Source organism: Photobacterium sp. J15 (assembly GCF_963870815.1).
GTDB lineage: Bacteria > Pseudomonadota > Gammaproteobacteria > Enterobacterales > Vibrionaceae > Photobacterium > Photobacterium marinum.
The window spans coordinates 1,613,797-1,637,564 of sequence record NZ_CAWMUI010000002.1 but is presented as its reverse complement, the minus strand read 5'-3'; the positions used below and the strand labels follow the sequence as shown (position 1 = coordinate 1,637,564).

The following is a 23,768-nucleotide window of genomic DNA, read 5'->3' as shown; positions in this document are numbered from 1 at the left end:
CCATGCGTTACGCTTTACTTCCGGATCGGGTTTTTACCCCGGCAGGCATTGTGACTGATACCTATGTCATTATTGCTGAAGGAAAAATTGAATCCCTGACTTCTCAGCCGCCGACAGATTGTGTGGTTACTCGTCTTGAAGGGCAGTCTTTGATGCCGGGCTTTATTGATATTCATATTCACGGTCGCCAGGGAGCGGACGTGATGGATGCAACGGGCGAAGCATTGCAGCAAATTGCGGATGCTCTGCCAGAAACCGGAGTGGTTGGCTGGGTGGGCACCACAGTAACAGCACCTTGGCAGGATATTCTCAGAGCGCTTTCGCAGGTTCGACATTACATTGCTCAGCCGCAGCAACAGGGAGCTGAACTACTGGGAAGCTTTCTTGAAGGGCCATATTTCACCGAGCCACATCGGGGCTCTCATCCTCCGGCGTATTTGAAATCGCCAACAATTAATGAACTGGAGCAATTGAAAGGCGCAGCCGGTGACTCTCTGATCCGCACGGCGGTTGCTCCGGAAGCTGACGGAGCGATGGACGCTATCAGTTGGCTGGCAGAAAACAACATCAAAACATCGGTCGCCCATACTGATGCCACTTTTGAACAGGTTACTGATGCCTTTAATCGGGGGGCTGATTGCGGCGTTCACTTGTTCAACGGTATGCGCGGCCTTCACCATCGCGAACCGGGCTGCTGTGGTGCGGTACTTTATCACGACATGCTGGCCGAACTGATTGCTGACGGCATTCATGTTCATCCGGTGATGATGCAGCTGGCTTATCGGGTGAAGGGATATCAGGGAATAGCCTTGATTACTGACTGTATGCGTGCTGGAGGTCTTGACGATGGTGAATACCAGCTTGGCGCACAGACGATCACTGTGACTGACGGTGAAGCTCGCAGCCCTTGCGGTTCACTTGCAGGCAGTACCTGCAGCCTGGATCAGGCGCTGCGCAATATGGTGTTCAAGACCGGCGTTCCGGTTTGGGAAGCGGTGCAGATGGCCACGGCTGTTCCAGCTAATTACCTTGGGCTTGCTGATCGACTTGGCGTTATTGCCGAGGGTATGGAGGCCAGTCTGACAGTGATGAATGAAGAATTACAGGTGCAGGGCACATTAATCAAAGGTCAATGGGCCTATCAGACAGCAGCCATTAAATAGCCGCTGAAGATCCTGCCATAACAAAAGAATAAGAGGTTTTACATGGAAATTCGTCAACCTATTCATAGTGCACACGCTAAGACACTGGATACTGAAGGTTTGCGTGAGCAGTTTCTGATTGAAGATATGTTCCAGGAAGGTCAGATCAAGCTGACATACAGCCATATCGACCGAATCATTGTCGGCGGTGCGGTACCGACAACGGATGAGCTGGTTCTGGAAGGCGGCAAGGAAATCGGGGTGGATTTCTTCCTTGAGCGTCGTGAATTGGGTGCTATCAATATCGGCGAACCTGGGTTAGTCATCGTTGACGGTGAAACGTATGAAATCGGTCACCGTGAAGCGATTTATGTCGGTAAAGGTGCTAAAGAAGTTAAGTTCTCCAGTGTTTCGGCACAAAAGCCTGCACGTTTCTATGTAAATAGTGCTCCGGCTCATATGACATATCCGACTCGTAAAATTACCCGCGAAGATGCTTCTCCGGAAACGCTGGGCAGTCAGGAAAACTGTAACGTTCGTACTATCAACAAGTATTTGCATCCGGCGGTACTGCCAACTTGCCAGCTACTGATGGGGATGACTGAACTGGCGCCGGGCAGCTTGTGGAACACTATGCCTTGCCACACCCACGAGCGTCGTATGGAAGTGTATCTGTACTTCAATATGAAAGACGACAATCTTGTATTCCATTATATGGGTGAGCCACAGGAAACCCGTCACATCGTAATGCGCAATGAGCAGGCGGTGATCAGCCCTAGCTGGTCAATTCACTCCGGTGTCGGTACGGCGGCATACACATTTATCTGGAGCATGGTTGGCGAAAACCAAACCTTCCACGATATGGACCATGTTGCGATGAGCGACCTGAAGTAACCCTTCCTATTAACTTATGTAGTGGCATCGGTATGCAGCAATTCGGTGCCATTTCGACAGACATCATTAGCAGGAACTCCAAATGAACATGTTTGATCTATCAGGCAAAGTTGCCATCGTTACAGGTTGTAATACCGGCCTTGGTCAGGGAATGGCCCTTGGTCTGGCTCAGGCGGGGGCAGATATTGTTGGTGTCGGCCACATTGAAGCGCCTGAAACACAGGCTCAGGTAGAAGCGCTTGGCCGCAAGTTTCATTACATTACCGCCAACCTGATGGCACAGGAAGGCCTGGAACAACTGGTTGCCGAAGCTGTAGAAGTGATGGGCCATGTAGACATTCTGGTGAATAACGCCGGTATTATCCGCCGTGAAGATCTTCTGGATTTCTCTGAAAAGGACTGGGATGACGTAATTAACATCAACCAGAAGACAGTTTTCTTCCTGTCTCAGGCTGTTGCCAAGCAGTTCGTCAAACAGGGTAACGGCGGCAAGATCATTAATATTGCATCGATGTTGTCATATCAGGGTGGCATCCGTGTTCCTTCCTACACTGCCAGTAAGTCAGCTGTGATGGGCCTGACACGTGCGTTGGCTACAGAGCTTGCAGAGCACAATATTAATGTAAACGCGATTGCTCCGGGTTATATGGCGACAGATAACACTGCAGCACTTCGTGCCGATGAAGCTCGTAATGCTGCAATCTTAGAGCGTATTCCGGCGAACCGTTGGGGGCTGCCTTCTGATCTTGCCGGTCCGGCAATCTTCCTGGCATCAAGCTCCAGTGATTATGTGAACGGTTATACCATCGCAGTTGATGGTGGCTGGTTGGCACGTTAAGGAGTGGTTGATATGGCAATGGGCATCAAACAGGACGTATTGACCCTGATGAAGCGGGTTTACCGCTATCAGGCCGCCAATCAAACCCGCAGTGTGATCCGCCGAAGCGGCAAAACCCGCTTTATTAAAGATACCGACTGGGAACGCGGGGTGTTCTGGTCATGTGTATCAGCAGCATGGAAGGCAACGGATGATAATGAATATCTGGACGGCGTAATGAACTATGCGCTGCATACTGGTTTCCGTACTGGCCCGAATGCCCGCTTTGCTGATGATCATATTTGCTGTCAGGCGTACTTGGATGTTTATCCGGTGGTAAACCAGCCAGAAGCGCTGGAGCCAACCATTAAAGCTCTGGAGCTGATGGTAGAGAATCCTGAACCGGGTCGTAAAGACTGGTGGTGGTGTGATTCTCTGTTTATGGCCCCGCCTTCATTTGCTGCCCTGACTCAGCAAACTGGTGACAGTAAGTACCTTGACTATATGAATGCGGCATTCTGGGATTCTGTGGATCACTTGTTGGATACAGAAACAGGTCTGTTTTATCGTGATCACCGTTATATCCCTGACGGCAATGGCAATGAGTTACGTGAAGCTAATGGTCAGAAGGTGTTCTGGAGTCGCGGAATTGGCTGGGTTCTGGCAGCGGTGCCACGCCTGATAGCACGAATGCCGGAAGATTATCAACATCGCCAGAAGTACCTGAATCTGTTTACTGAACTTGCGGCTGAAGTGATCAAGTATCAGCAGGAAGACGGATTCTGGCGTACCAGCTTGTTGGATCCTGAGAGTTTCCCAGCACCGGAAAGCAGTGCAACCTCGCTGTTCTGTTATGGCCTTACCTGGGGCATTAACAACGGACTGCTGGATCAGGAAACCTACCAGCCAGTTGTCGAAAAGGCCTGGGCGGCATTGCAGGGCGCAATTCATGATAATGGTATGATCGGTTGGGTTCAGTTGCCTGCGTTTAATCCGCGTGATGTGAAGTTTGAACACAATATCGATTACGGTGCGGGTGCATTCATGCTGGCGGCAACCGAAATGGTTCATCTCGCAGACTGAGCAGGTGACCTGTACGTAACGTGAAGAAACAAAAAGCTGATTTTATTTCGATAAGGTCAGCTTTTTTATTTAATAAAATCAATAAGGAAAGATGTGATGAAAAAGGTTTGGGGATTATCTGCCATTTTGCTGGGAAGCCTTGTGGCGTTTCATTCAACTGCAGGGGATGCTAACTCTCAGTACATGATTCGCTTTGCCCAACAAGTACCTGTGATTGATGGTAACGGCACTGATGCAGCATGGAATAATGCACAACCGCTGACGGATTTTACTTTCCCTTGGCGTGCAGACGCGGCACCGGACACCGAATTTCGTGCTTTGTGGGATCGTGATGCGCTGTATTTCCGCTATGTTCTGGAAGATCAGAACCTTGCTGTTGGTACTGATCCAGAGCGAGCAGTGCTGGATTCGGATCGTGCTGAAATTTTCCTGGCAAAAAATCCGCAATTGTCCAGCTACTATACGATGGAGATCGACCCGAAAGCTCGCGTGTTCAGCGCAGATGCTGCTTACGATATGACGAAGAAGAAGCGTGTAAAGCTGGACAGCAACTGGAACTGGCCGGGGTTGGTGACTAAGGCGAGCATTACTGAAAATGGATATGTAGTTGAAGCGAAATTGCCGATGGCAACGATCACTGACCTGGAGCTTTGGCAGGATGACGCTCAGTCAGAACTTCTGTGTGCACTGATGCGTGCTGAATTTACGCCAAAGCAGGATGGCAGCCTGGATATGGGCTGGATGACATGGATTGATCCGCAAACAGCGAAACCAAACTTCCATAATCCAGGTACTTTCGGCTCCTGTAAGCTGGTGAAATAAATACTGCTATTTCTAAGCCTCTTCTTCATGCCGCCTGGTTGGACTCGGCGGCATGGGGGAGAGGCTTTTTCGTTTGTAATACCCTTGAATAAATACTTAGAACAGGAAATGTGTTCATCATGGCACTTCAAAACACGTATTTGTTGGCGCAGCTGTTTGGCTTTTTCAGCTTTGCCATCGGCTTATATGCTTTCTATCAGAAAACCGACCGTAAATTGAAATTATGGATGGCTGTACTGTGCCTGATGAACGCGATTCATTTTCTGTTACTGCAGTCATTTTCTTCGGCGTTCTGTGCTGTCGTGTCTATGGTCAGAAACCTGATTACCATTAAGGTTCGCTCAAAGTGGGTGATGATGGTTTTCATGATGTTCAGTATTGCCGGTTATTTTTCAATTCAGCGCCCGAGTGAAGTCCTGGGCGTCACAGGTATTTGTGTGGGGACTTACTCGCTCTTTATGTTAGAAGGGATAAAACTGCGTTTGGGACTTTTGACCGGTTCTTTGCTGTGGCTGGGAAATAATATCGCCCTGGGATCAATTGGCGGCTCCTTGCTTGAGGTCTGTAGCGCGACGATGAATGCCATTACTTTGTATCGTCTTTACTGTGATAAAAAAGCCCTCGCAGGCGAGGGCTTGGTGAAGTAGCTATTCCGTATTCGTTTTTAGCGACGGCGATGGAGCAATCCAAACAGGCCGAGTAAGGAGAGCATTAACGGGCTGCTTGAACCTCCTCCTGAGCTGCCACTCTTGTTGTTATCATCGCCGTTTTTATCACCGCTCTGGCCGCTATTACTGTTGCCGCCGTCTTGGGTGAGCGTCAGGTTGACTGAGTTGCCAAATTGGCTTTCAACAGTAATTCGAGTCTTACCATTCAGGTGTGAATAAGACTGTGAAGCGGTCAGGGCGTTGATATCCCACTTACCATCAACTTCAACCACTATCGTGATCGGTGGTGTCGGTTGGTCGTTTTGTTGAAGGTTCAACTCTGGTGAGGCAATACTCAGATAGGCTTCTTTATCGATTAGCTGGGCTAACACCTGGGCTGTGGTGCCGATCATCTTAACCGGGCCCTGAGTGAAAGTTGCAGAATTTGTGCTGCTGTAGCCATAAAGTTGATTGCTTTGGTCAAACAGAACCTGATCGTTTCCGTTGCGTTCCAGTACTGAGTACTGCGGTGAACTTTTCATTGTATTGGCAAACGCAGTCATTTCTGTCGGTGTCGTTTCTATCACCATCACATATTGATAGCTGGCATTATCTGGTGCAACACCATGATCAATCCAGGCAGATGAGAATTCTCCCGAAGTTTGAGCCTTGGTTTTGTTATGACGAGATACCTGACTGCCCCGGCGTACCTGAACATTGTCTGCTTCAATCAGGTAGTAACCAACCTTGTTATCATCAATTAACCAGTCTCCGGCTGATAGAGTTGCAGAAAAGTCGGCCTCTTTATGATTGATACCGTTAATCCACAATCCATCAGGATTATTACCAATAGCGAGCTGAAACAGCGTCGTTTCAGTCCGGTTTGTACCGTCTGAATTACTGATCCCGGTTCCGGTCAGGAACAACTTATCTCCGGCGGCCAACACATGCTTTTCTGCTTCAAATGAAGGCTCAAAGTTACTGAGTGTCTGTGGGGCCTTATGTTTGAAAGTAAACAGGCTGTAGCGATCTTTCAGTGACGCCGAACCGCTGATCCCATCATCAGAGCGAACCATCAGGGTTGAAGTTCTCGGGCTTTCCAGTTCATCATAATCCAGATGAATTGTTGTCGTGCCCGGATTTCGGTTCCAGTCCCAACCTTCTTGTTTGTAACCCAGCTGAGTCGGATCACCGTATGGGATCACATGGACGCTGCCGTGGCTCTGGTAACGGCCATAACGGTTATCGTTGGTATAGATTTCTGATGACCAGACATCTTTGTTATAGCCTTTGAACACAGCCATGCGGCTGCCGTTGCGGTGGATGGCAAAGGCACCGCCGTTATAGCTCCAGCTCCCCTCTGGCAATGAAGCCGGAATAATACTTTTGCCGAAAATTGCGGAGCTTTGCTGTTGATGAGTATTCGTGACCTGAAGATAAATTGCCGCCAGTTCTTCATCAATGGCTGGATAACTGTTAGCCAGCCATTTTAGTCCGTTACTGTAGCGGTTTACGCTGAGATCAGTAAACGGGTGCCTGCCGGATAAAGCAAGGGGCACATAAGGGTTGCTGTAATGCCAGCCCGCAACCATTACCGACTTGAGGTTATTAAGAGCGTCATTTCTGAGGCTGAATCCTGTTCCCTTGAGGATATAGGCCACATGAGCTGCGTTTTCGAAAGCCGGGAATGCATAACCGGGGTAATGGCCGTTATGACGCCAGGCTGTACCGTCCGGGCGTAAACCGTCATTGGTTCCCGGTGGTGTCTGGCTGAGTGCGCCGGAGAAGAAGGTTGAGAATTTGTGCAGTAGCGCAATACGTTCGCTGTCATCCGGGTTGAGTAACAGCAGGGCGAGGTGTTGGCGCGACAAGGTATTGAAATAGTCGAGGTTAGAGCTACCGCTGTTCAGTGCCATATCAAAGCTGTCTTTAAATTCGCGGGAGAACCACAGCAAGGCACGATACGTTGGTTGTAATAGGTGGTTGGCGGCCAGTTCATCGGCCATCATCAAGGCTGATATATACCACCAGCGGCCACTATATCCCCAGTGGTGACTGGTCACCAACGCACTGCCATCGGCGAAGCCCTGATCCAGCAGATGTTCGGTCATCAGGCGGTATATTTCTGCCAGTTGTTGCTTGTCGGCACTGAATGCCGGGTTGTTATAAGCTTTGGCGATATCCAGCATTAGCTGAGCGTAGCCCGTCAGCTTATTGCCTTTGCTGTCTGAGTCGCCGAGCAGGACGTAGTCATCGAAATCTGTTTTGTCTGCCGCCGACAGATGGGTTGGTTGATAAATCACTTGTTGCTTGTCGGTAAGAACATGGCGGCCGGTAATATTGCCGTTGCTGTCTTTACTGATGCCAAATTCTCGAAAGCGGGTTTCAAGGCTGCTCAGGCTGCCAGGGTTGCCACTAAATTCGTTGATCAGGGTTTGTTTAACGATTGCTGCATCATCGAGTTCAGCCTGAGTTGGAACTGGCAGGTTATCCACTAAGGCAAAGTTGATTTCAGGTAGGTTATAGCGTGTCGTAACCTGATCGTCTGACCATTGGTAGCGGTTGTCATCAACAGAAACCATTATCCGGTCGATATACAAAGAGCCGGCGCTAGCGCTTGATGAAGATGGTGCATGAAATGTCAGCTTTGCTAATTGATCTGTGACCGCTGGGGTGAAGTCGTCATTCAAAGATACCCCGATAGCACGCCAGCCGGTGAAATTTAGGTTGACTGTAAAACGGGAGGCATTCTCTGCGTTGTTGTCGGCCAGTTCTACCGTCAGGGTGTCGTCTACAGCTGTCGGGTTATACAACCAGAAGGATAATACCTGGGTTGCGCCTCGTCCATAGGCTGAGGTGGCCTGTGAATCCGTCAGGCGAGTGAAGCTATGGTCAATTGTCAGAGCGTCACCTTTAGTCCATTGCCAGTGTAAGGATTGCTCCCCATGGATGGCTCGGGCCTGACTTAACTGGTAGTTACTTGCTGTTATCCAATTCGGTTTATTCAGCTCTTCGAAGCTAATTATTTGAGACTGAAGGTTAGAAGCGTAGCTATACCCGCTCAGACCTGCCGATAAGATAAAGGCTGTAACAACCTTCCTGCCCATTACCTTTGAAGTAGGTAAGGCATATTTTAATTTCATTTCGAATAACCCTGAGTTTTTATTCCGTGCCTGAAAGCGCGCAGATAATAAAGCCTTTACGGCTAAGTCATAATGCGTCCGGAATCGTTATTTATTAATGGTATCTGTTTATTTTTCAGCATCTTTGAATGTTTGAATTACGTTGTACTTGTCTTTCTCTATTTAACTTTATTTAAATCAGTAGCTTAATTATTTTTTTTACAAAACCGATTCTCCTGAAAAACTGTTGTTTTTTGTTTTCACTATTCTGTGCTTTGCCTTATGTTAGCTTTCGTTTTTTGGTTTTGATATAGCTGGTACTCAGTGATATGGCAAAAATGTGATGTGTGTTTAGCTATAAGAGTAGCGTATAGAGCAGGGATTTTGCGCCTTATTTCTATTGGTCGTTGATTTTTAAGGCCTTTTAGTGATGAGGAGTTCTAAGGAATGGGTTCTTTTGTTCTCTTTCGTTTGTTTTCGTTGTGTGGTTTTCATCACAGTCAATGAGTGAAAATCAAATTACTATGCATGCATATTAAATTGTCGAAGTAACGGATATTAATATCTGCCGTAATTCGAAAAATAATTAAGCTTTGTGAAACTCATTTTTATATTAATACGGTTTTATATTCTTAGGAGAAAAAATGTTTCGGTTAGATCAGTACAGTTTCGGCAAACGGCTTGGGGTGGGATTTGCGATTATTATCATGATGCTGTTACTGGTCTTCGGAGAAGGCCTACGTGCCCGTTGGGTAACCGATAATGGAATTAATCAGTTGAATGCAGCCAATGTTGGTGTTCGCGAGGTATTCGGATTACAGGTGCTGGAAAATAACTACCTCAATACGCGAGATCCGGTTTATGCTCAGCGTTTTAAAAAGTGGCATAAGGTTAATCTGGATAATTTTGTTGCCAGTAAGGTACTTTTTAGTAATGAGCAGGATCGTGCTTTGGTCGATCAGTTTGAAGCGGCCAGTATTGAGTACGGCAAAGAGTTCGATCAGTTTAATCAGCAAGTAAGCAGTATTAAAGACCTCACAAAACAGATGGTTGATGCTGAGAAGTTATGGGCGGATCAATATCTGGCAGATTCTGCTCAGTTATTGCTGGCACGATTGGAACAGGCTCGGACCCAGACGGAATTGTCGCTGGATCCGGCATTACTTAATGAGTGGGAAGGTGATTTAAGCCTGTGGGCAAATTATGTACCTCCGTCAGAAATTAAGAATTATCGTAATAAGCTTAGTCAGGTTGGTAGCTTGGTGAAAGAGTCGGTTGAAACCCGAGAAATAATGCTTAAAGCTGCCACAAAAGTTCGTGATAGCGCTAAATCATTGGTTGCTAATGTTGAGCTGCAAATGGCGAAAGACAAGCAGCTTAGCGCGGTGGTTGGTATTGCTGTGTGCCTGTCTGCTGTTATTGCCAGTTTTGTTATTGGTTTGGTTATCACTCGTTCAGTGGTTAATCCTGTTAAGACGACAATCAGCATCGTTGAACGTTTAGCCGATGGTGAGCTTTATCACCAATTATCGTCAGAGGCTCGTGATGAACTGGCAAGTTTGTCTAAAGCGATTAACCATATGATGAATTCACTGCGCCATATGGTTGGCGATATCAGCCACAACCTTGAACTGTTAAATACCATGACAGCAGAAATGGGAACGATAGCAGAGCACAATAACAGTGGGGCACAAAAACAGTTATCGGAATCTGAGCTGGTGGCAACTGCGATGACTCAGTTGACCGCTACAATGAGCGAAATTAGCAGCAGTGTGACCGAAGTTGCTGAAAGTGTCAGTCAGAGTCAGCAGTTGATCGTGCGTTGTAGTCAGGTGACTGATACGGCAATTGAAGATATTCGTCACCTTGATGCCAATATTACAGATGCTTCCGGAGTGGTTCAGCAGTTGGCGCAGGGAACTGAAAATATCAGTTCAGTTCTTGAGGTGATAAGCAGTATTTCCGATCAGACTAACCTGCTGGCATTGAATGCAGCGATTGAGGCTGCCCGGGCTGGGGAGCAGGGGCGTGGTTTTGCTGTTGTTGCGGATGAAGTTCGATTGCTGGCACAGCGCACTCAGGCATCGACTCAGGAGATCCACACCATTATTGAAGCGTTACGTCATGATGCTTCTCAGGCTGTGACGGTTATGGAGCAGAGTCGACAGTCTATGTTGTCATCCCGTCAACAGGTCAATGATATTGGTACCCATCTTGGTGATGTCTCGGAGCTGATTAACAATGTGGCTGAGCAAGCTATTAATTTGTCATCAGCATCTGTTGAACAAAATGTGACGGCTGAATCTTTCAATGAAAGTATGCAGGTGATTGTTGGTATAACCCGCCAATCGTCAGATACTGCTGAACAGCTTGAGAAAACTGCGCGCCAGTTATCTCAATGCAAGGATGAAATTAATGTTCATATGTCGAAGTTTCGATTGTCTTAAATAATTAAGGGACACACTATCGATATTTAAAGCCCCCCGCCTTTTCAAAGGCGGGGGGCTTAATTAAGATATCTTTGCTGAGATACCTTAAGTGGCCTTACAACAGACCCGCAATGGCATCTTCGAAGATGTCAGCTAAAGGAATATCATCCTTCATATTCATGAGTTCCGGATAGCCGACAACATGTTGATATGCTGCTTGCACCAAGTATTCAATTAATAATGGATTGAAATGGCCTTCCAACGCTGGAGTTTCAGCTTTTATTTGTTTGTATTTTTTGAACTTGGTTTCGGCAATCATCCCTGTGATTAAAGCCCGCTGGAATGGCGAAGGCAATACCGGTGGCAGCTCAAATAAATATAATGACTTCAGTTTTTTCAGCGATTTCGTGTTCCATGCATATGGCACTATATCTAATGAGTTAGCAATACGGGAACATTTATCACCAAGCTGATCATCAAAGTAATTGGCAAAAGCGGCGTTACCTGCTGTTGGTCCGGCAAATGGTACAGTTGAAATGTCGATGTTAGGGGAGAGCTCTTTACCCTGAATGTCATTCAACCACAACGCCATAGTGGAGGATAATGCGCCGCCTTTACTGTGCCCTGTAACGCAGACTTTGGCTTCACCCTCTTCACCAATCTGCTCGTTCAGGAATTGCAGAACAGTTTTCCCTTCGCCGGGAATACCTGATTTAGGCTTCAGTTTTTGCAGGGTTTTAAGACCATAACTGGTGCTCTTGGAGATTTTCATTTTGCGGCCTTCAACAGATGCATATGGCCACTTCTTCATTTTTCTTACCATGAAGTCATTGAACAACCAGTCAGAAATCGATACCGGATTAGTACCTCGAATGGCTATTACATATTCACCTTCAACACCTTTTTTTTGTGCCACGTACATCATGGCATCATTAAAGATAGTAAAAGGAATGGTATAAACTGCCGGGCCCCAGACAACCTCCCAGTCATCATCCTGAAAAGGTTTCCATTCTTTTAAAGCCTGATTCATTTTGCTTAGGATGAGTTCGGCATTTTCTTGTGCTGTGCCTGTATGGGTGATGCCGTAATAGCTCATGTAGCTGAATGCGAGCATGAGTTGATCTTTGGTATAAGCCATAATTCCACCTTTGAATCACATTCGGTATTAATGATTAATATATTCAGGTAATGCAGATAAAATTGATTGTGATGTGTGAATGGAATTTGATGTAATTAATAGATAAATTAATAAATTCGAAACACACACGATCACTGTATTCAATATTAGTCCTGTTTTTTGTGATGAAATATATAGTGTTGTTTTTGTGATCTATAATAACTAAATACCTGAAAGCGGTTGTCATGTCGGCTTTACATTTCTGGCTGAATTCGCTGTTTGTACTTTTTTTTATAGATAGGGATTATAAGAGGTCAGAATTTAATTTCCTGAACTCTTTAATTTATCGCATCACATATTTTTCGTTATGCCATTGTGAGGTGATAGCGCTTGGTCTCAGCAGGAATCAACATAACTAAAGGGGACGGAAATATTCTACTTTTGCTGAGTCGAGTGACGGTGTAACGAATGTTGGTGGTGATCTAACGAGTTTTATACCAATACCGAATAACATTTCAATCATGTAAACTTCCAATAAACCCCTCTTGTTGCTGGATGTCACCAATGCCAAACTACTCCGCCTCATCAACGCCTCCTATATCCGGGGCAAAGAGCTATACCTTCGGTGATTGGCAGTTATTTCCAGAGTTGGGGCTATTGCTGCAACAAGGGCAGTCTGTACCGCTGACTACCCGTGCTTTCGCGGTATTGCGAATTTTGGTGGAAGCACAAGGTGAGCTGATAAGTAAAGATGAACTGCTAGAACAAGTGTGGGATGGCTTAATTGTTGAAGAGAACAACCTCCAGGCTCAAATTTCTGCGATACGTAAAGCGCTGGGTGCAGATCGGAAGCTGATTTCGACCGAATTCGGGCGCGGCTATCGTTTCCTCGGCAAAACCGAGTCAACACCGAAAATGGAAACTGTAGCTTCCGCTAAAAAGGCAGCTTCCAATTCTATTCATCAGCCAGCAACGGCGCTGCTTGGACGCTCTGTAGCTGTGGCCGAAATCAGAGAACTTCTCAGTCACCACAGGCTTGTCACTATTACTGGTATCGGTGGTACAGGTAAAACCCGTCTGGCGCAGGAAATTGGTTGGCAATTATCACAATCGGGTGGTGATGTTCGGTTACTGGAAATGGCCCGAGAGCAGGACAGTGAGCGTATCTGGTCAGCGATTGCTGCGGCATTGGGTGTCGAGATTGAGTACTCCGGAGTGGCAGTAGAGGGAAGCTCTCAGCTTTCTGCTTTGGGTGGCTTGCTGATTATCGATAACTGCGAGCACTTATTGGAGGAGTTGGCAACGGTAACTGAGTCGTTACTCCGGATCTCACCTAATCTCACTATTCTGGCAACCAGCCAGGAAGCTATCAATATTGATGGTGAACGAGTTTATCGCCTGCCGCCGCTATCTGTCCCCGAGCGCTCAGTAACAGATATTGAGGTAATTCAGTCATTTTCTTCCGTTCAGTTATTTAGTGAGCGCGCAGTAGCAGCCAGCCATGATTTCAAAGCTGATGAGAGCAATGTTCAGTTGATTTCTGACATTTGTCGACGTCTTGACGGCATTCCGCTGGCAATCGAACTGGCAGCCGCGCGCGTTGCAGTATTAGGTGTGTCGCAGATATGCCGCGGCCTTGATGATCGCTTTCGCTTATTAACTGGCGGTCGTCGGACGGCGTTGCCTCGCCATCGCACACTTCAGGGAACGATTGACTGGACGCATAGCCTGCTTGATGAGCAAGAGCAGCAGTTTTTCAGACAACTGTCAGTGTTTCCCGACAAGTTCAGCATTTTCAGCGTCTGTTTGTTACTGGGTGTAGAGGATGGGGAGCAGTGGCAGGTCGTTGATTTGTTGCAGAGTCTGGTTGCGCGTTCACTGCTCCAGCGAGATGTGGCTGACAGTGAGGCTCAGTATTGGTTTTTGGAGAATATTCGTTACTACGCGACCGAAAAACTGCTGGCTGCTGGAGATATTGAGGCAATGAATGTGGCGCACTCCCGATATTGTGAGCAAATGTCACAACTGGCATCAGCAGATTGGGACGTATTACCGACCCGTCAATGGCGGCAAAAATATCAGTATTGTGTTAATGACATGCGCGCGGCGCTCAATCGTGCATTATCCTCGGAAGGGGATTTTGAGCAGGGAATCTGTCTATTAAAGAACATGGTGCCGTTTTGGATTACGTTTTCGCTATATGACGAGTGCCAGCGACATCTTGAATTACTTTTTTCCCGCCACAATGCAGAACAGGTGGTGTCACCCTACGACAGAATGGCATTGCAGGCTGCTATGGGCAAGGCGTTGACTTGGGCAAAAGGCCCGGTTGAGGCGACAGGACAGGCATGGCAGCAAGCTCTGGATTCAGGCGCGGCGTCAGGCGACAGCGAAGTTCAGCTTCAGGCGCATTATGGTTTGTGGCTTTATTCTTTACGTACTGGGGTGCTTGAGCAATCACTCAATCACGCAATGGCGATGACCCAGCTTGCCTATGATTGTGAAGATGATGAAGCATATGCTACGGGACAGCGGATTGAAGGTGTATCGCGCCATTTTCTTGGTCAGCACAAGGATGCAAGAGTACTGCTCGAAACTTCATTAAATTGGTTCTCGCATCACCTGCCACCTCACCCGTTTCGTTTTGGCCTTGATCAAAAAGCGGCTGCTCAGGCTTTCTTATCGCGTTTGTTGTGGGTACAAGGTGAGTTTCACTCTGCTGAGTGTTTGGCTGATGCGGCGGTTGCACAGGCCCGAAGCCTGGATCATATCTGTTCACTTTGCTGTGCGCTGGCAGAAGGTCAGTGTATGACGGCGGCGCTTAATGGCAATGTCGAGAAAGTGGTGGAATCGGCGCAGGAACTGATTCGATTGTCATCAGAGAACGGGCTTTTGTTCTGGAAAGCCTACGGTGAGTTGTTTCTGTTGTGGGCCAATACCTCTATAGGGGAAAGCCGTATCAACCTGGATGTGATGATCGATGAGCTGAGCCGGATTCGTCTTGACAGGCAATACTCGACCTTGCTGGTGGATATCGCACTGAAATCAGAACGTCCGGATTTAATTGCTGTGGTGAAGAAGTTCATCAATACAGATACTGGCCCAGACGGACAATCACATTGGGCGATGCCTGAGTTTATGAGGGTAAATGCGCTGGCTTTGCGACAGCAAGGTTTGGAGTCGGAATGTCGGGAAATGCTGGAAAAAGCATGGGCTTTGACCCAGCAACAGGAGGCAAAAGGTTGGCAACTGCGTGTAGCGATAGATTATGTGCCGTTAATGGTTGAATGCGGAGGTAGCGACAAAGTCAGGGCCTATAAGATGTTATCCGCAGTGATTCATGCCACTGAGGATGAACATATAACCCCTGACCTTAAAGCAGCTAAACAGTTACTTAGCCAATTTGAACTTCAGCGCTAACTGTTTTGCGTTCGCGGAAAAAAAACACCACTGCGAGCAATGAAAGCACGATTCCAAGCAGACAGGTGAGTGGCCAGCCACCGGTTTGCCACGCTAGTGTTGCACCACCGGAACCCATTGCCGCACCGATAAACACCCCTCCCATGAATAATGTATTGATGCGGTTTCTTGCCTGCGGGTTAAGTGAATAAATAATATGTTGGTTGGCAATCAGTGAACATTGCTCAGCAAGATCGAGCAGGAAAATACCGAGAACCAAGCCATATAAGCTGTTTTCTAAGCCAAACAGAACCCATGAAGCTGCCATAACCAGCGAGCTGGCAAACACAATCATCCGTGGACCATATTTATCGCTGAATTTCCCGGCCAAAGGTGCGCACAGGATCCCGGCCAGGCCAATCAGTGCGAACATCCCGGTCGTTCCGGAACCTAACTGGTACTGGCTAATCAGCAAGAAAGGCAGAATCGTCCATATAACGCAAAAGGCAGCAAAAATCGCCGCCTGAACTTTAGTGGCATGACGGAGTTTCGGTTCTGATTTCCAGAGTTGCCAGAGTGATGTCAGCAGTTCAATGTAACTGAGTGAATTGGATGGCGGGGTTTTCGGTAAGATGACACTTAGCATAACGATGATGAACAGCGTCATGGTAAATCCGATATAAAATACGGTTTGCCAAGGGAAAAACTCACTGACAATACCTGCAAATATCCGTCCGACCAAAATACCTGATAGCACGCCGCTCATGATAATGCCGACGGTTTTTCCCCGGTGTTCCGGCGCACAAAGAGAAGCGGCCAGCGGTACAATTTGTTGAGCGACCGTTGCTGTCACACCCATCAAAAAGGAAGAAAGTAGTAAAACTTCAGCATTCGGCGATGTAGCAACGATTAGCACGCAGCCACTTAATACAATTGCCTGGATCAGAATTAAGCGCCGCCGTTCTATACAATCGCCGAGCGGGACCAGAAAAAACAGGCCGAAAGCATAACCAATCTGAGTTGCCGACGGGACTAAAGAAACCAGTTCAGAATCGTCAGTAAAGGTCTGCTGCATTAGGTTCAGAATGGCCTGGTTGTAATAAATATTTGAGACAATAACGCAGCAAGCGACTGCCATTAAAAGGATACTCGACAGCGTTAATGGGGTGCCTGAGCTATGTTCTTTCATTGTGGATACTCCGGAATTTGATAGTTTCCAGTCTTCCAGCAACAAAAATTTAAGTCTTGTGTAGAAAATTTCAGACTTCTGAAAAATCTGAACAAAGAATTCTGACCTTGTGATCCGTCATGCTTGCCGCATCTTTCGAAGATAAGTTGGAGAACATGATGGATTTACAGATTTCCGAGAAAGTTGCCTTGGTAACCGGAGCAAGTGTGGGTATCGGCTATAGCATTTGTGAAGAGCTGGCGGCAAATGGCGTTCATTTGGTGATGATTGCCAGAAGAAAAGAACAGTTGGAAATGGCGGCAGCAAAGTTGAATCAAAAATACGGGGTGAAGACGCTGGCAATTGCCGGCGATGTTGCATTTCCAGATTTCCCGCAACGAGCGGTTGCCCAAGCACTGGAGGCATTTTCGAGCATTGATTTATTGGTTAACAATGCCGGACGAGCACATATGGGCGGGGTGCTGACGGCTTCGGAAGAAGATTGGTACAGCATGACTGATGTTAAGTTTTCCGCTATGCGCCGTTTTTGCCTTGCAGCCATCCCGGCTATGCAGAAAAAGGGCTGGGGGCGTATTGTGAACATTTCATCAATTGGCGGTATTTATCCTAACCCGAAATTGACTGTTTCGCACGCGTTGAGTGCAGCTATTAATAATCTGACTAAAAGCCTGGCGTTGGATGTGGCGGCAGACGGTATTCTGGTGAATGCCGTTGGGGTTGGTGCGGTTGCGACTGACAACATGACAAATAACATGATCCCGAAATATCGCGTCAGCCATCCAGAATTGAATGATAAAACGGATGAAGAGCTGAGCGCCATGATTGGACGTGAGAAGACACCGGTGGGACATTTTGGTCAGCCGGAAGATATTGCGGCAATCGCGGCATTCTTGCTTTCTGGGCGTAATAATTTTGTCACCGGGCATACAGTTGAAGCATCCGGTGGTGCTGACCGCTTTATGTGACTCTCTTAATCTCAGGTAATGTAGCTTTCCGCTTTGCCCCTGCCGGAAGGCTATCTTTCCAGAGTCAGTTTTATAAGCTTTGCATCACGATGCCAGAAATCGGCAGAGTTTTTCGATATTGATGACTTCCAGCTGGTTATTTTCTTTTTTCACCAATTTGGCATCAATAAGCTGTTTAACGACTCGGCTGTAAACCCTCTCTGAACAGCCGAAACGCTGTGCTTCTTTATGGACCAGAGAAAAGTTTACCTGCGGAATATTCTGTAAATGGCGTTGTTCTATATCCCATGCGACGTTGTAAACCAGCGGGTGGAGAATTCGGTTCATCGCAATCGTCATGGTTTCCTGATAACGAACGGAAAGCGATTTTGAGACCCAGAATGCAATGCGGGGATCGCTCAGCATCATTTCTGTCATTGTACCGGACGGAATGATCAGGATATCCATCGGTTCGGTTGCGATGACGTCAAACTGGCAGGGTTGGCCAGTTAACAGTTCAACCTCTCCGAAAAGGCGGTCAATCGAAAAGAATAAGCCAAGGTTGAGGCATCTGCCGTTTGATGCGGTGTGACGGATGGTGTACTGACCGAGATCTGCCCAGTACACATCACTGATTGTCTGCCCTTGTTTGACAATGAAATCACCTTCTTCCAAATGCCTTGTTTTAAAGGTCTGATTTTTAATTAGTTTCGTCAGTTCCTGGTGCCCTTCAAGGGCAATGTTATTAATCGTCATAATCCGTGATATCTGAAATGTGAAGGGAGAAGGTGTGATCCAGACATTTGTCCTTAATAAGAAAAAGGGGACTTGCCTAATATAGCAGCGAACGAAATTACTGTTAAGGACATCACTATGACACCACATATTAATGCTGCACCAAATTCATTTGCTGAAACTGTATTGCTGCCGGGTGATCCGTTACGTGCGAAATATATTGCCGAGAATTACCTGGAAAATGCTGAGCTGGTTACGGATGTCAGAAATATGTTTGGCTACACCGGCACTTACAAGGGCAAGCGTATTTCAGTAATGGGTCATGGTATGGGGATCCCGTCAGCATCTATTTATTTCCATGAGCTGATTAAAGAGTACGGGGTGAAAAACCTGATTCGTATCGGCAGTTGCGGTGGCGTGGCTGATGATGTCCATGTTCGCGATATTGTAGTTGCAACCGGTGCCGGTACGGCAAGCATAACGAACCGTACTCGTTTTGCCGGGTACGACTATGCTGCAGTGCCCCACTTCCAGTTGCTGAAGACCTGTTCCGATATAGCCCAAGAGCAACAAATAGCAGTGCATTTCGGCAATATCTTCACCAATGATCTATTCTACGGATGTGACGATAACCTTCTGCCTGCATTACAGAATATGAATATCTTAGGAGTGGAAATGGAAACCTCGGCACTGTTTGCGATTGCAGCCGAAAGCCGGGTAAAAGCCCTGAGTATTCTTACCGTGTCGGATCATATCGTCACCGGAGAAGAAACCACGGCACAGGAGCGCGAAACGACTTTCGACAACATGATGCTGCTGGCGTTTGAAACTGCAATCAGGGCTTAATTATGTTTGATACGCAATCCCTCGGGTTCGATGTAGAAATCATCGGATATATAGGCTCCCTTCTGGTTGGCATCTCATTGCTGATGACCAATATGGAAAGGCTCCGGTATTTTAATTTCTGCGGCTGCATGATGTTTGTTGTTTACGGTGTATTTATTGACGCATTGCCAGTCGCTCTGCTGAATGCCTTTTGCGCGATGATTAATATTTATCACGTGCTCAGGCTGAAAAGAGTCGCTTAATTACGGTCTTTCGCAATGAAGAAGCCCCTGCTTGATGATGGCGGGGGCTTTGTATTTTAGCCGTGACGACTGGCTCTATCGTCACAATGCCTGTTATGTGAAATTACAGGAATGCTTTGTATGGCAGTTCCGGTTCATCAGTGAAAATATCGCGGAATCCACGGAAGTGCTGGAAGTGCATTCGACCTTTGTCGGTAGGGTAAGTGTATTTACCGCCAACCTGCCAGAAGAATGGCGCGAAGCCGTATTGCAGGCGATCTTTCTTCATGTTCCAGAGTACTTCGATTTCACGCGGGTCATTCTGGAAGTTGGCCCAGATATCGTGGTGGAAAGGGATCACCACTTCGCAGTCCAGTGACTCACCGGCGCGCAGGATATCAGAAGCGGTCATTTTGTCAGTAACGCCGCGAGGGTTTTCGCCGTAAGAAAGAAGGGCAACATCAATCTGGTATTCATTACCGTGCTTAGCGTAGTAGTTCGAGTAGTGTGAGTCACCTGAGTGGTAAACAGAACCGCCGGTTGTTTCGATCAGGTAGTTCACCGCTCGTGCGTCCATGCCGTCGAGGATCTCTTTATCATTAGATGAAGTACCGGCTGGTAGAGTGACTAGCGCAGTGCGGTCGAAAGAGTCCAGAACCTTGATCTTCATATCGCCGATTTCAATACAGTCTCCAACTTTAGCAACAATACAGCGATCTTCAGGTACACCCCAGCCAGTCCACAGATCGACACAAGCCTGCGGGCCGATGAATTTCACGTGCTCACCACAGTTTTGCAGTACAGCCGCGGCAACGTTGATATCTATGTGATCAGCATGATCGTGAGAAGCCAGCACAGCATCAATTTCTTTGATCGCAAACGGATCCATCGGGAAAATTGAGGTACGCAGGTTAGGCTGGAGTGCGCGTACACCACCCATACGCATCATCTGGTGTTGCTGTTTCATGAATGCATTCTTACGGGTTTTTTTACCTGTACCACACCAGAAGTCGATGGAAATATTGGTGTTGCCCTCTGACTTCAGCCAAATACCGGTACAACCCAGCCACCACATAGAGAAAGTATTCGGCTCAACAACCGTTTGTTCGATCTCTTCGTTAAGCCAGGTTCCCCACTCAGGGAAAGTATTCAAAATCCATGACTCGCGGGTGATTTCATTTACATTACTCATAGCAACACCTTTTCTTTCACAACGTTAAAAGACAAATTTTGGATGTAGGGGGCTGAGCGCCTTAACGCACGGTTAAGACACTTAGCAGTTTTGTTCTTTAATCTGAGGGAGTTACTCCAGCCCGGATAGTCGGAGAAGGGAATAATTAATTCATATCCGGACCGGAAGTAACGGTGACGCCAATATCTACACTAAGATCACCTGGGTTCCCTGTTCTTCAATCGTCTTGATGACTTTTGGATCGGCATCCTTACCGGTTATAACAATGTCGATCTTAGTTGCCGGGCAAAATAGCATGCCTGTTCGATGCCCGACTTTGGAGCTGTCGACAACAACAACCAGCTTGTCGATTTGTTCCAGCATTTGCTGTTCGGCAACAGCCGTCAGCATGTCGGTTTTATATAGCCCAGCATCGGTAAGCCCTTTGCCACTGGTAAACATCCAGTGGCCGGCATATCCGCCTAGTGCATCCGGGGCTGGATTTAGAAAGATATGCTGGGCTTTGTTGTACTGACCGCCAATGATGATGACATTCTCATGATCTTCATTGATTAGGTAACTGGCCAGCGGGAAATAGTTAGTAACGATTTGAACATCCTGACCGCAGAGCTTCTGGCCTAGCAGGAAGGCGGTTGAACCGCAGTTGATGACAACGCTGTCACCAGGCTGGCAGAGCTCTGCTGCTTTGAGGGCTATCTGGGATTTCTCGTGGAAATGATCCGTGCTGTTGATGTTCAGCGGCGTCCAGTTTTTCTTTTTAACCTCAATGCGTTCAGCACCGTTACGTATCTTCTTTAATTTACCCAGCTCATCAAGCTTAGAGATATCGCGACGCGCCGTAGCAGGCGAGACGTGAAACTTATCAATAATGTTCGCGATATTGATCGTTCGTTTTTCATCCAGCAAAGACAAAATTGCGTGATGTCTTTGAACTTCATTCATGATTATCACCTTATCTTTTCATCAAGTGATTACTTGGTGATTATTTTTGATTTGTTTTGATTCTATGGCTCAGGTTATATGATGTCAAATTCTCCACCCACAAAACCTTGCTGATAATCACAAAAATAATTAAGTTATTGTATTTATTGGTTTTTTATAAATGTGGTGTGACGTGGTTATCAAATGCGGCGATTTTTAATCAGCAAAATTGATAAATATCAAAATAATCATAAATGAGCATTGAATGATTACTTATGATTGTTATGGTTTGTTTTGTGAGCAAAAGCTGAGTAGATATCAGGCAAATAATCACTGAATCACTCTGACCCATACCCAAAAGGAATCAAGGTGTTACACAGATGAGCATATTGAGGTGGTTTGGGTATCCACATAACAACAAAGATATTATCAAGGGGTAAAGATATGGAGTTCTTGTACGATATCTTCTACATTTTTTACAGTCAGGTTATGACCAAAGCACCTCTGCTGCTGGGACTGGTCACCCTTATCGGGTACTGGCTGCTTAGAAGAGACGCGACAACTATCCTCAAAGGATCAATTAAAACCATTGTCGGCTTTATGTTGGTCCAGGTCGGTGCCGGTACTTTGGTTGCAGGCTTCAAACCTGTCATCTCAAAGCTGTCTGAGTACCACGGTCTTACGGGTTCTGTCATCGACCCTTACACATCCATGATGGCGACCATGGAAACTATGGGTGACAACTACTCATGGGTTGGTTACGCAGTGCTGCTGGCACTGGGCATAAACATTCTTCTTGTGCTTTTCCGCCGCTACACCGGTATCCGTACCATCATGCTGACGGGACATATTATGTTCCAGCAGGCGGGTTTGATTGCCGTATTCTATTTAGTGCTCGGTGCCAGCATGTGGGAAACCATCATTTACTCTGCGGTTCTGATGGCACTGTATTGGGGTATTTCCTCCAATATCATGTTTAAACCAACCCAGGAAGTCACCGGAGGTGCGGGCTTCTCGATTGGTCACCAACAGCAGGTTGCCTCCTGGATTGCAACCAAGGTTGCGCCAAAGTTGGGCGACAAGAAAGACAGTGTTGACCACCTTGAGCTGCCTAAATGGCTTCACATCTTCCACGATAGCATCGCAGCGACTGCGATTGTGATGACCTTCTTCTTCGGCATCATTCTGCTTTCTTTCGGTCTCGATAACCTTCAGGCGATGGCCGGCAAAACACACTGGACAATCTATATCCTTGAAACCGGCCTTAAGTTCGCCGTTGCTATTCAGGTAATCGTTGCTGGTGTGCGTATGTTCGTGGCCGAACTGTCTGAGGCATTTAAGGGTATCTCTGAGCGTGTTATTCCTAATGCCGTATTGGCAATCGATTGCGCTGCTATTTATGCCTTCTCACCAAATGCCATGGTCTTCGGTTTCATGTGGGGTGCGCTGGGTCAGTTCGCTGCTGTTTTGGCCATGCTGGCATTTGATGCGCCAATCATGATCATCCCTGGTTTTATCCCTATGTTCTTCTCGAACGCAACCATCGGCGTGTTCGCGAACCACTTCGGCGGCTGGCGTGCTGTGATGAAGATCTGTTTCGTGATGGGCATCATCGAAGTTGTCGGCTCTGCCTGGGCAATCCACCTGTTCAGCCAGCAAGGTGCAGAATTCAGCGGCTGGATGGGGATGGCGGACTGGGCACTGTTGTTCCCGCCAATTATGCAGGGTCTGTCGGCGTCGAAACTCTTCTTCTTCGTCTTGGTTGGCCTGTCAGTTGTCTACATGTACTTCGCATCGAAGAAGCTGCGTGCTGAGGAAGATGCTTTGGGTACTGTAGATGTAGCTGAAGAGCCGGAAGTTGTTGAAGCGGTTGAGCGTGCGATTGAAGCCAGCGACGGTGTTCGTCCGGTCAGTATTCTGGCGGTGTGCGGCAACGGTCAGGGTTCATCGATGATGATGAAGATGAAGATCGGTAAATATCTGGATAAGAAAGGTATTCCGCATGTGATGGATTCTTGTGCGGTGTCGGATTACAAGTCCAAGCTGGCCACGACTGACATCATCGTTTCCTCTAAGCACCTGTCATCTGAGATGGAACCGGGCGAAGGTAAGTTTGTCCTCGGTGTCCAGAACATGCTGAACCCTAACTCATTCGGTGACGAGCTGCTCGATATTATCGACAAGAACTTCGCTGCTACAAAATAAGTACACAGAACAAAAGTGAATTTGGTGCCAGCTCGGCTGGCAC

General features: G+C 47.2%; 18 protein-coding genes. 12 read left to right on the top strand and 6 right to left on the bottom strand.

What is annotated here, in order from left to right; translation table 11 throughout:
• Positions 1 to 2: 2 nt before the first annotated feature.
• The 6 genes from nagA to AACQ93_RS24285 all read left to right on the top strand — a co-directional run bounded on the left by nagA (position 3) and on the right by AACQ93_RS24285 (position 5,405).
• On the top strand, positions 3 to 1,163 hold the full coding sequence (nagA, locus tag AACQ93_RS24310; RefSeq protein WP_064609485.1) for an N-acetylglucosamine-6-phosphate deacetylase: 1,161 nt from the start codon (positions 3 to 5) through the stop codon (positions 1,161 to 1,163).
• Positions 1,164 to 1,205: 42 nt separating this feature from the next.
• On the top strand, positions 1,206 to 2,036 hold the full coding sequence (kduI, locus tag AACQ93_RS24305) for a 5-dehydro-4-deoxy-D-glucuronate isomerase (protein ID WP_064609484.1): 831 nt from the start codon (positions 1,206 to 1,208) through the stop codon (positions 2,034 to 2,036).
• Positions 2,037 to 2,118: 82 nt separating this feature from the next.
• Complete coding sequence (gene kduD, locus AACQ93_RS24300) at positions 2,119 to 2,874, top strand: 2-dehydro-3-deoxy-D-gluconate 5-dehydrogenase KduD (protein ID WP_064609483.1); 756 nt, start codon at positions 2,119 to 2,121, stop codon at positions 2,872 to 2,874.
• Positions 2,875 to 2,886: 12 nt separating this feature from the next.
• The gene (locus AACQ93_RS24295) at positions 2,887 to 3,936 is read left to right on the top strand and encodes a glycoside hydrolase family 88/105 protein (protein WP_064609482.1); all 1,050 of its coding nucleotides are present in this window, start codon (positions 2,887 to 2,889) and stop codon (positions 3,934 to 3,936) included.
• A gap of 96 nt (positions 3,937 to 4,032) precedes the next feature.
• Positions 4,033 to 4,758 carry a CBM9 family sugar-binding protein gene (locus AACQ93_RS24290; RefSeq protein WP_064609481.1) on the top strand — a complete coding sequence of 242 codons (726 nt, stop codon included), beginning with the start codon at positions 4,033 to 4,035 and terminating at the stop codon, positions 4,756 to 4,758.
• Positions 4,759 to 4,877: 119 nt separating this feature from the next.
• A complete protein-coding gene (locus AACQ93_RS24285; RefSeq protein WP_084419450.1) occupies positions 4,878 to 5,405 on the top strand; it encodes a YgjV family protein in 528 nt (175 codons plus the stop codon).
• A gap of 17 nt (positions 5,406 to 5,422) precedes the next feature.
• Here AACQ93_RS24285 and AACQ93_RS24280 read toward each other — a convergent pair whose 3' ends face one another.
• Positions 5,423 to 8,548: a chondroitinase family polysaccharide lyase gene (locus tag AACQ93_RS24280; protein WP_084419448.1), complete on the bottom strand. Its 3,126-nt coding sequence runs from the start codon at positions 8,546 to 8,548 to the stop codon at positions 5,423 to 5,425.
• Between the two features lie 623 nt (positions 8,549 to 9,171).
• Here AACQ93_RS24280 and AACQ93_RS24275 point away from each other — a divergent pair.
• Positions 9,172 to 10,974, top strand: a complete 1,803-nt coding sequence (locus tag AACQ93_RS24275; RefSeq protein ID WP_064609478.1) for a methyl-accepting chemotaxis protein — start codon at positions 9,172 to 9,174, stop codon at positions 10,972 to 10,974.
• Positions 10,975 to 11,071: 97 nt separating this feature from the next.
• Here AACQ93_RS24275 and AACQ93_RS24270 read toward each other — a convergent pair whose 3' ends face one another.
• Positions 11,072 to 12,094 (bottom strand): lipase family protein, encoded by a 1,023-nt coding sequence (locus tag AACQ93_RS24270; protein ID WP_064609477.1) that lies wholly within the window; start codon positions 12,092 to 12,094, stop codon positions 11,072 to 11,074.
• Positions 12,095 to 12,637: 543 nt separating this feature from the next.
• Between AACQ93_RS24270 and AACQ93_RS24265 the strand changes: the two genes are divergently transcribed.
• Positions 12,638 to 15,493 carry an ATP-binding protein gene (locus AACQ93_RS24265; protein WP_064609476.1) on the top strand — a complete coding sequence of 952 codons (2,856 nt, stop codon included), beginning with the start codon at positions 12,638 to 12,640 and terminating at the stop codon, positions 15,491 to 15,493.
• Here AACQ93_RS24265 and AACQ93_RS24260 read toward each other — a convergent pair.
• The gene (locus AACQ93_RS24260; protein ID WP_064609475.1) at positions 15,468 to 16,661 is read right to left on the bottom strand and encodes an MFS transporter; all 1,194 of its coding nucleotides are present in this window, start codon (positions 16,659 to 16,661) and stop codon (positions 15,468 to 15,470) included. The two genes, AACQ93_RS24265 and AACQ93_RS24260, sit on opposite strands and share 26 nt — an antisense overlap.
• Before the next feature lie 119 nt (positions 16,662 to 16,780).
• Here AACQ93_RS24260 and AACQ93_RS24255 point away from each other — a divergent pair, with 119 nt between their 5' ends.
• Complete coding sequence (locus AACQ93_RS24255; RefSeq protein WP_198160256.1) at positions 16,781 to 17,626, top strand: SDR family NAD(P)-dependent oxidoreductase; 846 nt, start codon at positions 16,781 to 16,783, stop codon at positions 17,624 to 17,626.
• 84 nt (positions 17,627 to 17,710) lie between these two features.
• Here the strand turns inward: AACQ93_RS24255 and AACQ93_RS24250 are convergent, their stop codons facing one another.
• Positions 17,711 to 18,361, bottom strand: coding sequence for a Crp/Fnr family transcriptional regulator (locus AACQ93_RS24250; protein WP_064609474.1), 651 nt, complete (start codon positions 18,359 to 18,361; stop codon positions 17,711 to 17,713).
• A 117-nt stretch (positions 18,362 to 18,478) separates the two neighbouring features.
• Here AACQ93_RS24250 and deoD point away from each other — a divergent pair, with 117 nt between their 5' ends.
• Both deoD and AACQ93_RS24240 read left to right on the top strand, forming a co-directional pair.
• Positions 18,479 to 19,186 carry a purine-nucleoside phosphorylase gene (gene deoD / locus AACQ93_RS24245; RefSeq protein ID WP_007463476.1) on the top strand — a complete coding sequence of 236 codons (708 nt, stop codon included), beginning with the start codon at positions 18,479 to 18,481 and terminating at the stop codon, positions 19,184 to 19,186.
• Positions 19,187 to 19,188: 2 nt separating this feature from the next.
• Entirely contained in the window at positions 19,189 to 19,428 is a 240-nt protein-coding gene (locus AACQ93_RS24240) for a YgjV family protein (RefSeq protein WP_036798863.1), read from the top strand.
• Between the two features lie 103 nt (positions 19,429 to 19,531).
• Here the strand turns inward: AACQ93_RS24240 and ulaG are convergent, their stop codons facing one another.
• Complete coding sequence (ulaG, locus tag AACQ93_RS24235) at positions 19,532 to 20,599, bottom strand: L-ascorbate 6-phosphate lactonase (protein ID WP_064609473.1); 1,068 nt, start codon at positions 20,597 to 20,599, stop codon at positions 19,532 to 19,534.
• Positions 20,600 to 20,785: 186 nt separating this feature from the next.
• Positions 20,786 to 21,541 carry an HTH-type transcriptional regulator UlaR gene (gene ulaR / locus AACQ93_RS24230; protein WP_007463482.1) on the bottom strand — a complete coding sequence of 252 codons (756 nt, stop codon included), beginning with the start codon at positions 21,539 to 21,541 and terminating at the stop codon, positions 20,786 to 20,788.
• A gap of 423 nt (positions 21,542 to 21,964) precedes the next feature.
• Here ulaR and AACQ93_RS24225 point away from each other — a divergent pair, with 423 nt between their 5' ends.
• Entirely contained in the window at positions 21,965 to 23,725 is a 1,761-nt protein-coding gene (locus tag AACQ93_RS24225; protein ID WP_064609472.1) for a PTS ascorbate-specific subunit IIBC, read from the top strand.
• Positions 23,726 to 23,768: the final 43 nt, after the last annotated feature.

Coding starts and splice junctions, on each gene's coding strand:
- nagA (WP_064609485.1), top strand. CDS start 3: ATGCGTTACGCTTTACTTCCGGATCGGGTTTTTACCCCGGCAGGCATT.
- kduI (WP_064609484.1), top strand. CDS start 1,206: ATGGAAATTCGTCAACCTATTCATAGTGCACACGCTAAGACACTGGAT.
- kduD (WP_064609483.1), top strand. CDS start 2,119: ATGAACATGTTTGATCTATCAGGCAAAGTTGCCATCGTTACAGGTTGT.
- AACQ93_RS24295 (WP_064609482.1), top strand. CDS start 2,887: ATGGCAATGGGCATCAAACAGGACGTATTGACCCTGATGAAGCGGGTT.
- AACQ93_RS24290 (WP_064609481.1), top strand. CDS start 4,033: ATGAAAAAGGTTTGGGGATTATCTGCCATTTTGCTGGGAAGCCTTGTG.
- AACQ93_RS24285 (WP_084419450.1), top strand. CDS start 4,878: ATGGCACTTCAAAACACGTATTTGTTGGCGCAGCTGTTTGGCTTTTTC.
- AACQ93_RS24280 (WP_084419448.1), bottom strand. CDS start 8,548: ATGAAATTAAAATATGCCTTACCTACTTCAAAGGTAATGGGCAGGAAG.
- AACQ93_RS24275 (WP_064609478.1), top strand. CDS start 9,172: ATGTTTCGGTTAGATCAGTACAGTTTCGGCAAACGGCTTGGGGTGGGA.
- AACQ93_RS24270 (WP_064609477.1), bottom strand. CDS start 12,094: ATGGCTTATACCAAAGATCAACTCATGCTCGCATTCAGCTACATGAGC.
- AACQ93_RS24265 (WP_064609476.1), top strand. CDS start 12,638: ATGCCAAACTACTCCGCCTCATCAACGCCTCCTATATCCGGGGCAAAG.
- AACQ93_RS24260 (WP_064609475.1), bottom strand. CDS start 16,661: ATGAAAGAACATAGCTCAGGCACCCCATTAACGCTGTCGAGTATCCTT.
- AACQ93_RS24255 (WP_198160256.1), top strand. CDS start 16,781: ATGCTTGCCGCATCTTTCGAAGATAAGTTGGAGAACATGATGGATTTA.
- AACQ93_RS24250 (WP_064609474.1), bottom strand. CDS start 18,361: ATGACGATTAATAACATTGCCCTTGAAGGGCACCAGGAACTGACGAAA.
- deoD (WP_007463476.1), top strand. CDS start 18,479: ATGACACCACATATTAATGCTGCACCAAATTCATTTGCTGAAACTGTA.
- AACQ93_RS24240 (WP_036798863.1), top strand. CDS start 19,189: ATGTTTGATACGCAATCCCTCGGGTTCGATGTAGAAATCATCGGATAT.
- ulaG (WP_064609473.1), bottom strand. CDS start 20,599: ATGAGTAATGTAAATGAAATCACCCGCGAGTCATGGATTTTGAATACT.
- ulaR (WP_007463482.1), bottom strand. CDS start 21,541: ATGAATGAAGTTCAAAGACATCACGCAATTTTGTCTTTGCTGGATGAA.
- AACQ93_RS24225 (WP_064609472.1), top strand. CDS start 21,965: ATGGAGTTCTTGTACGATATCTTCTACATTTTTTACAGTCAGGTTATG.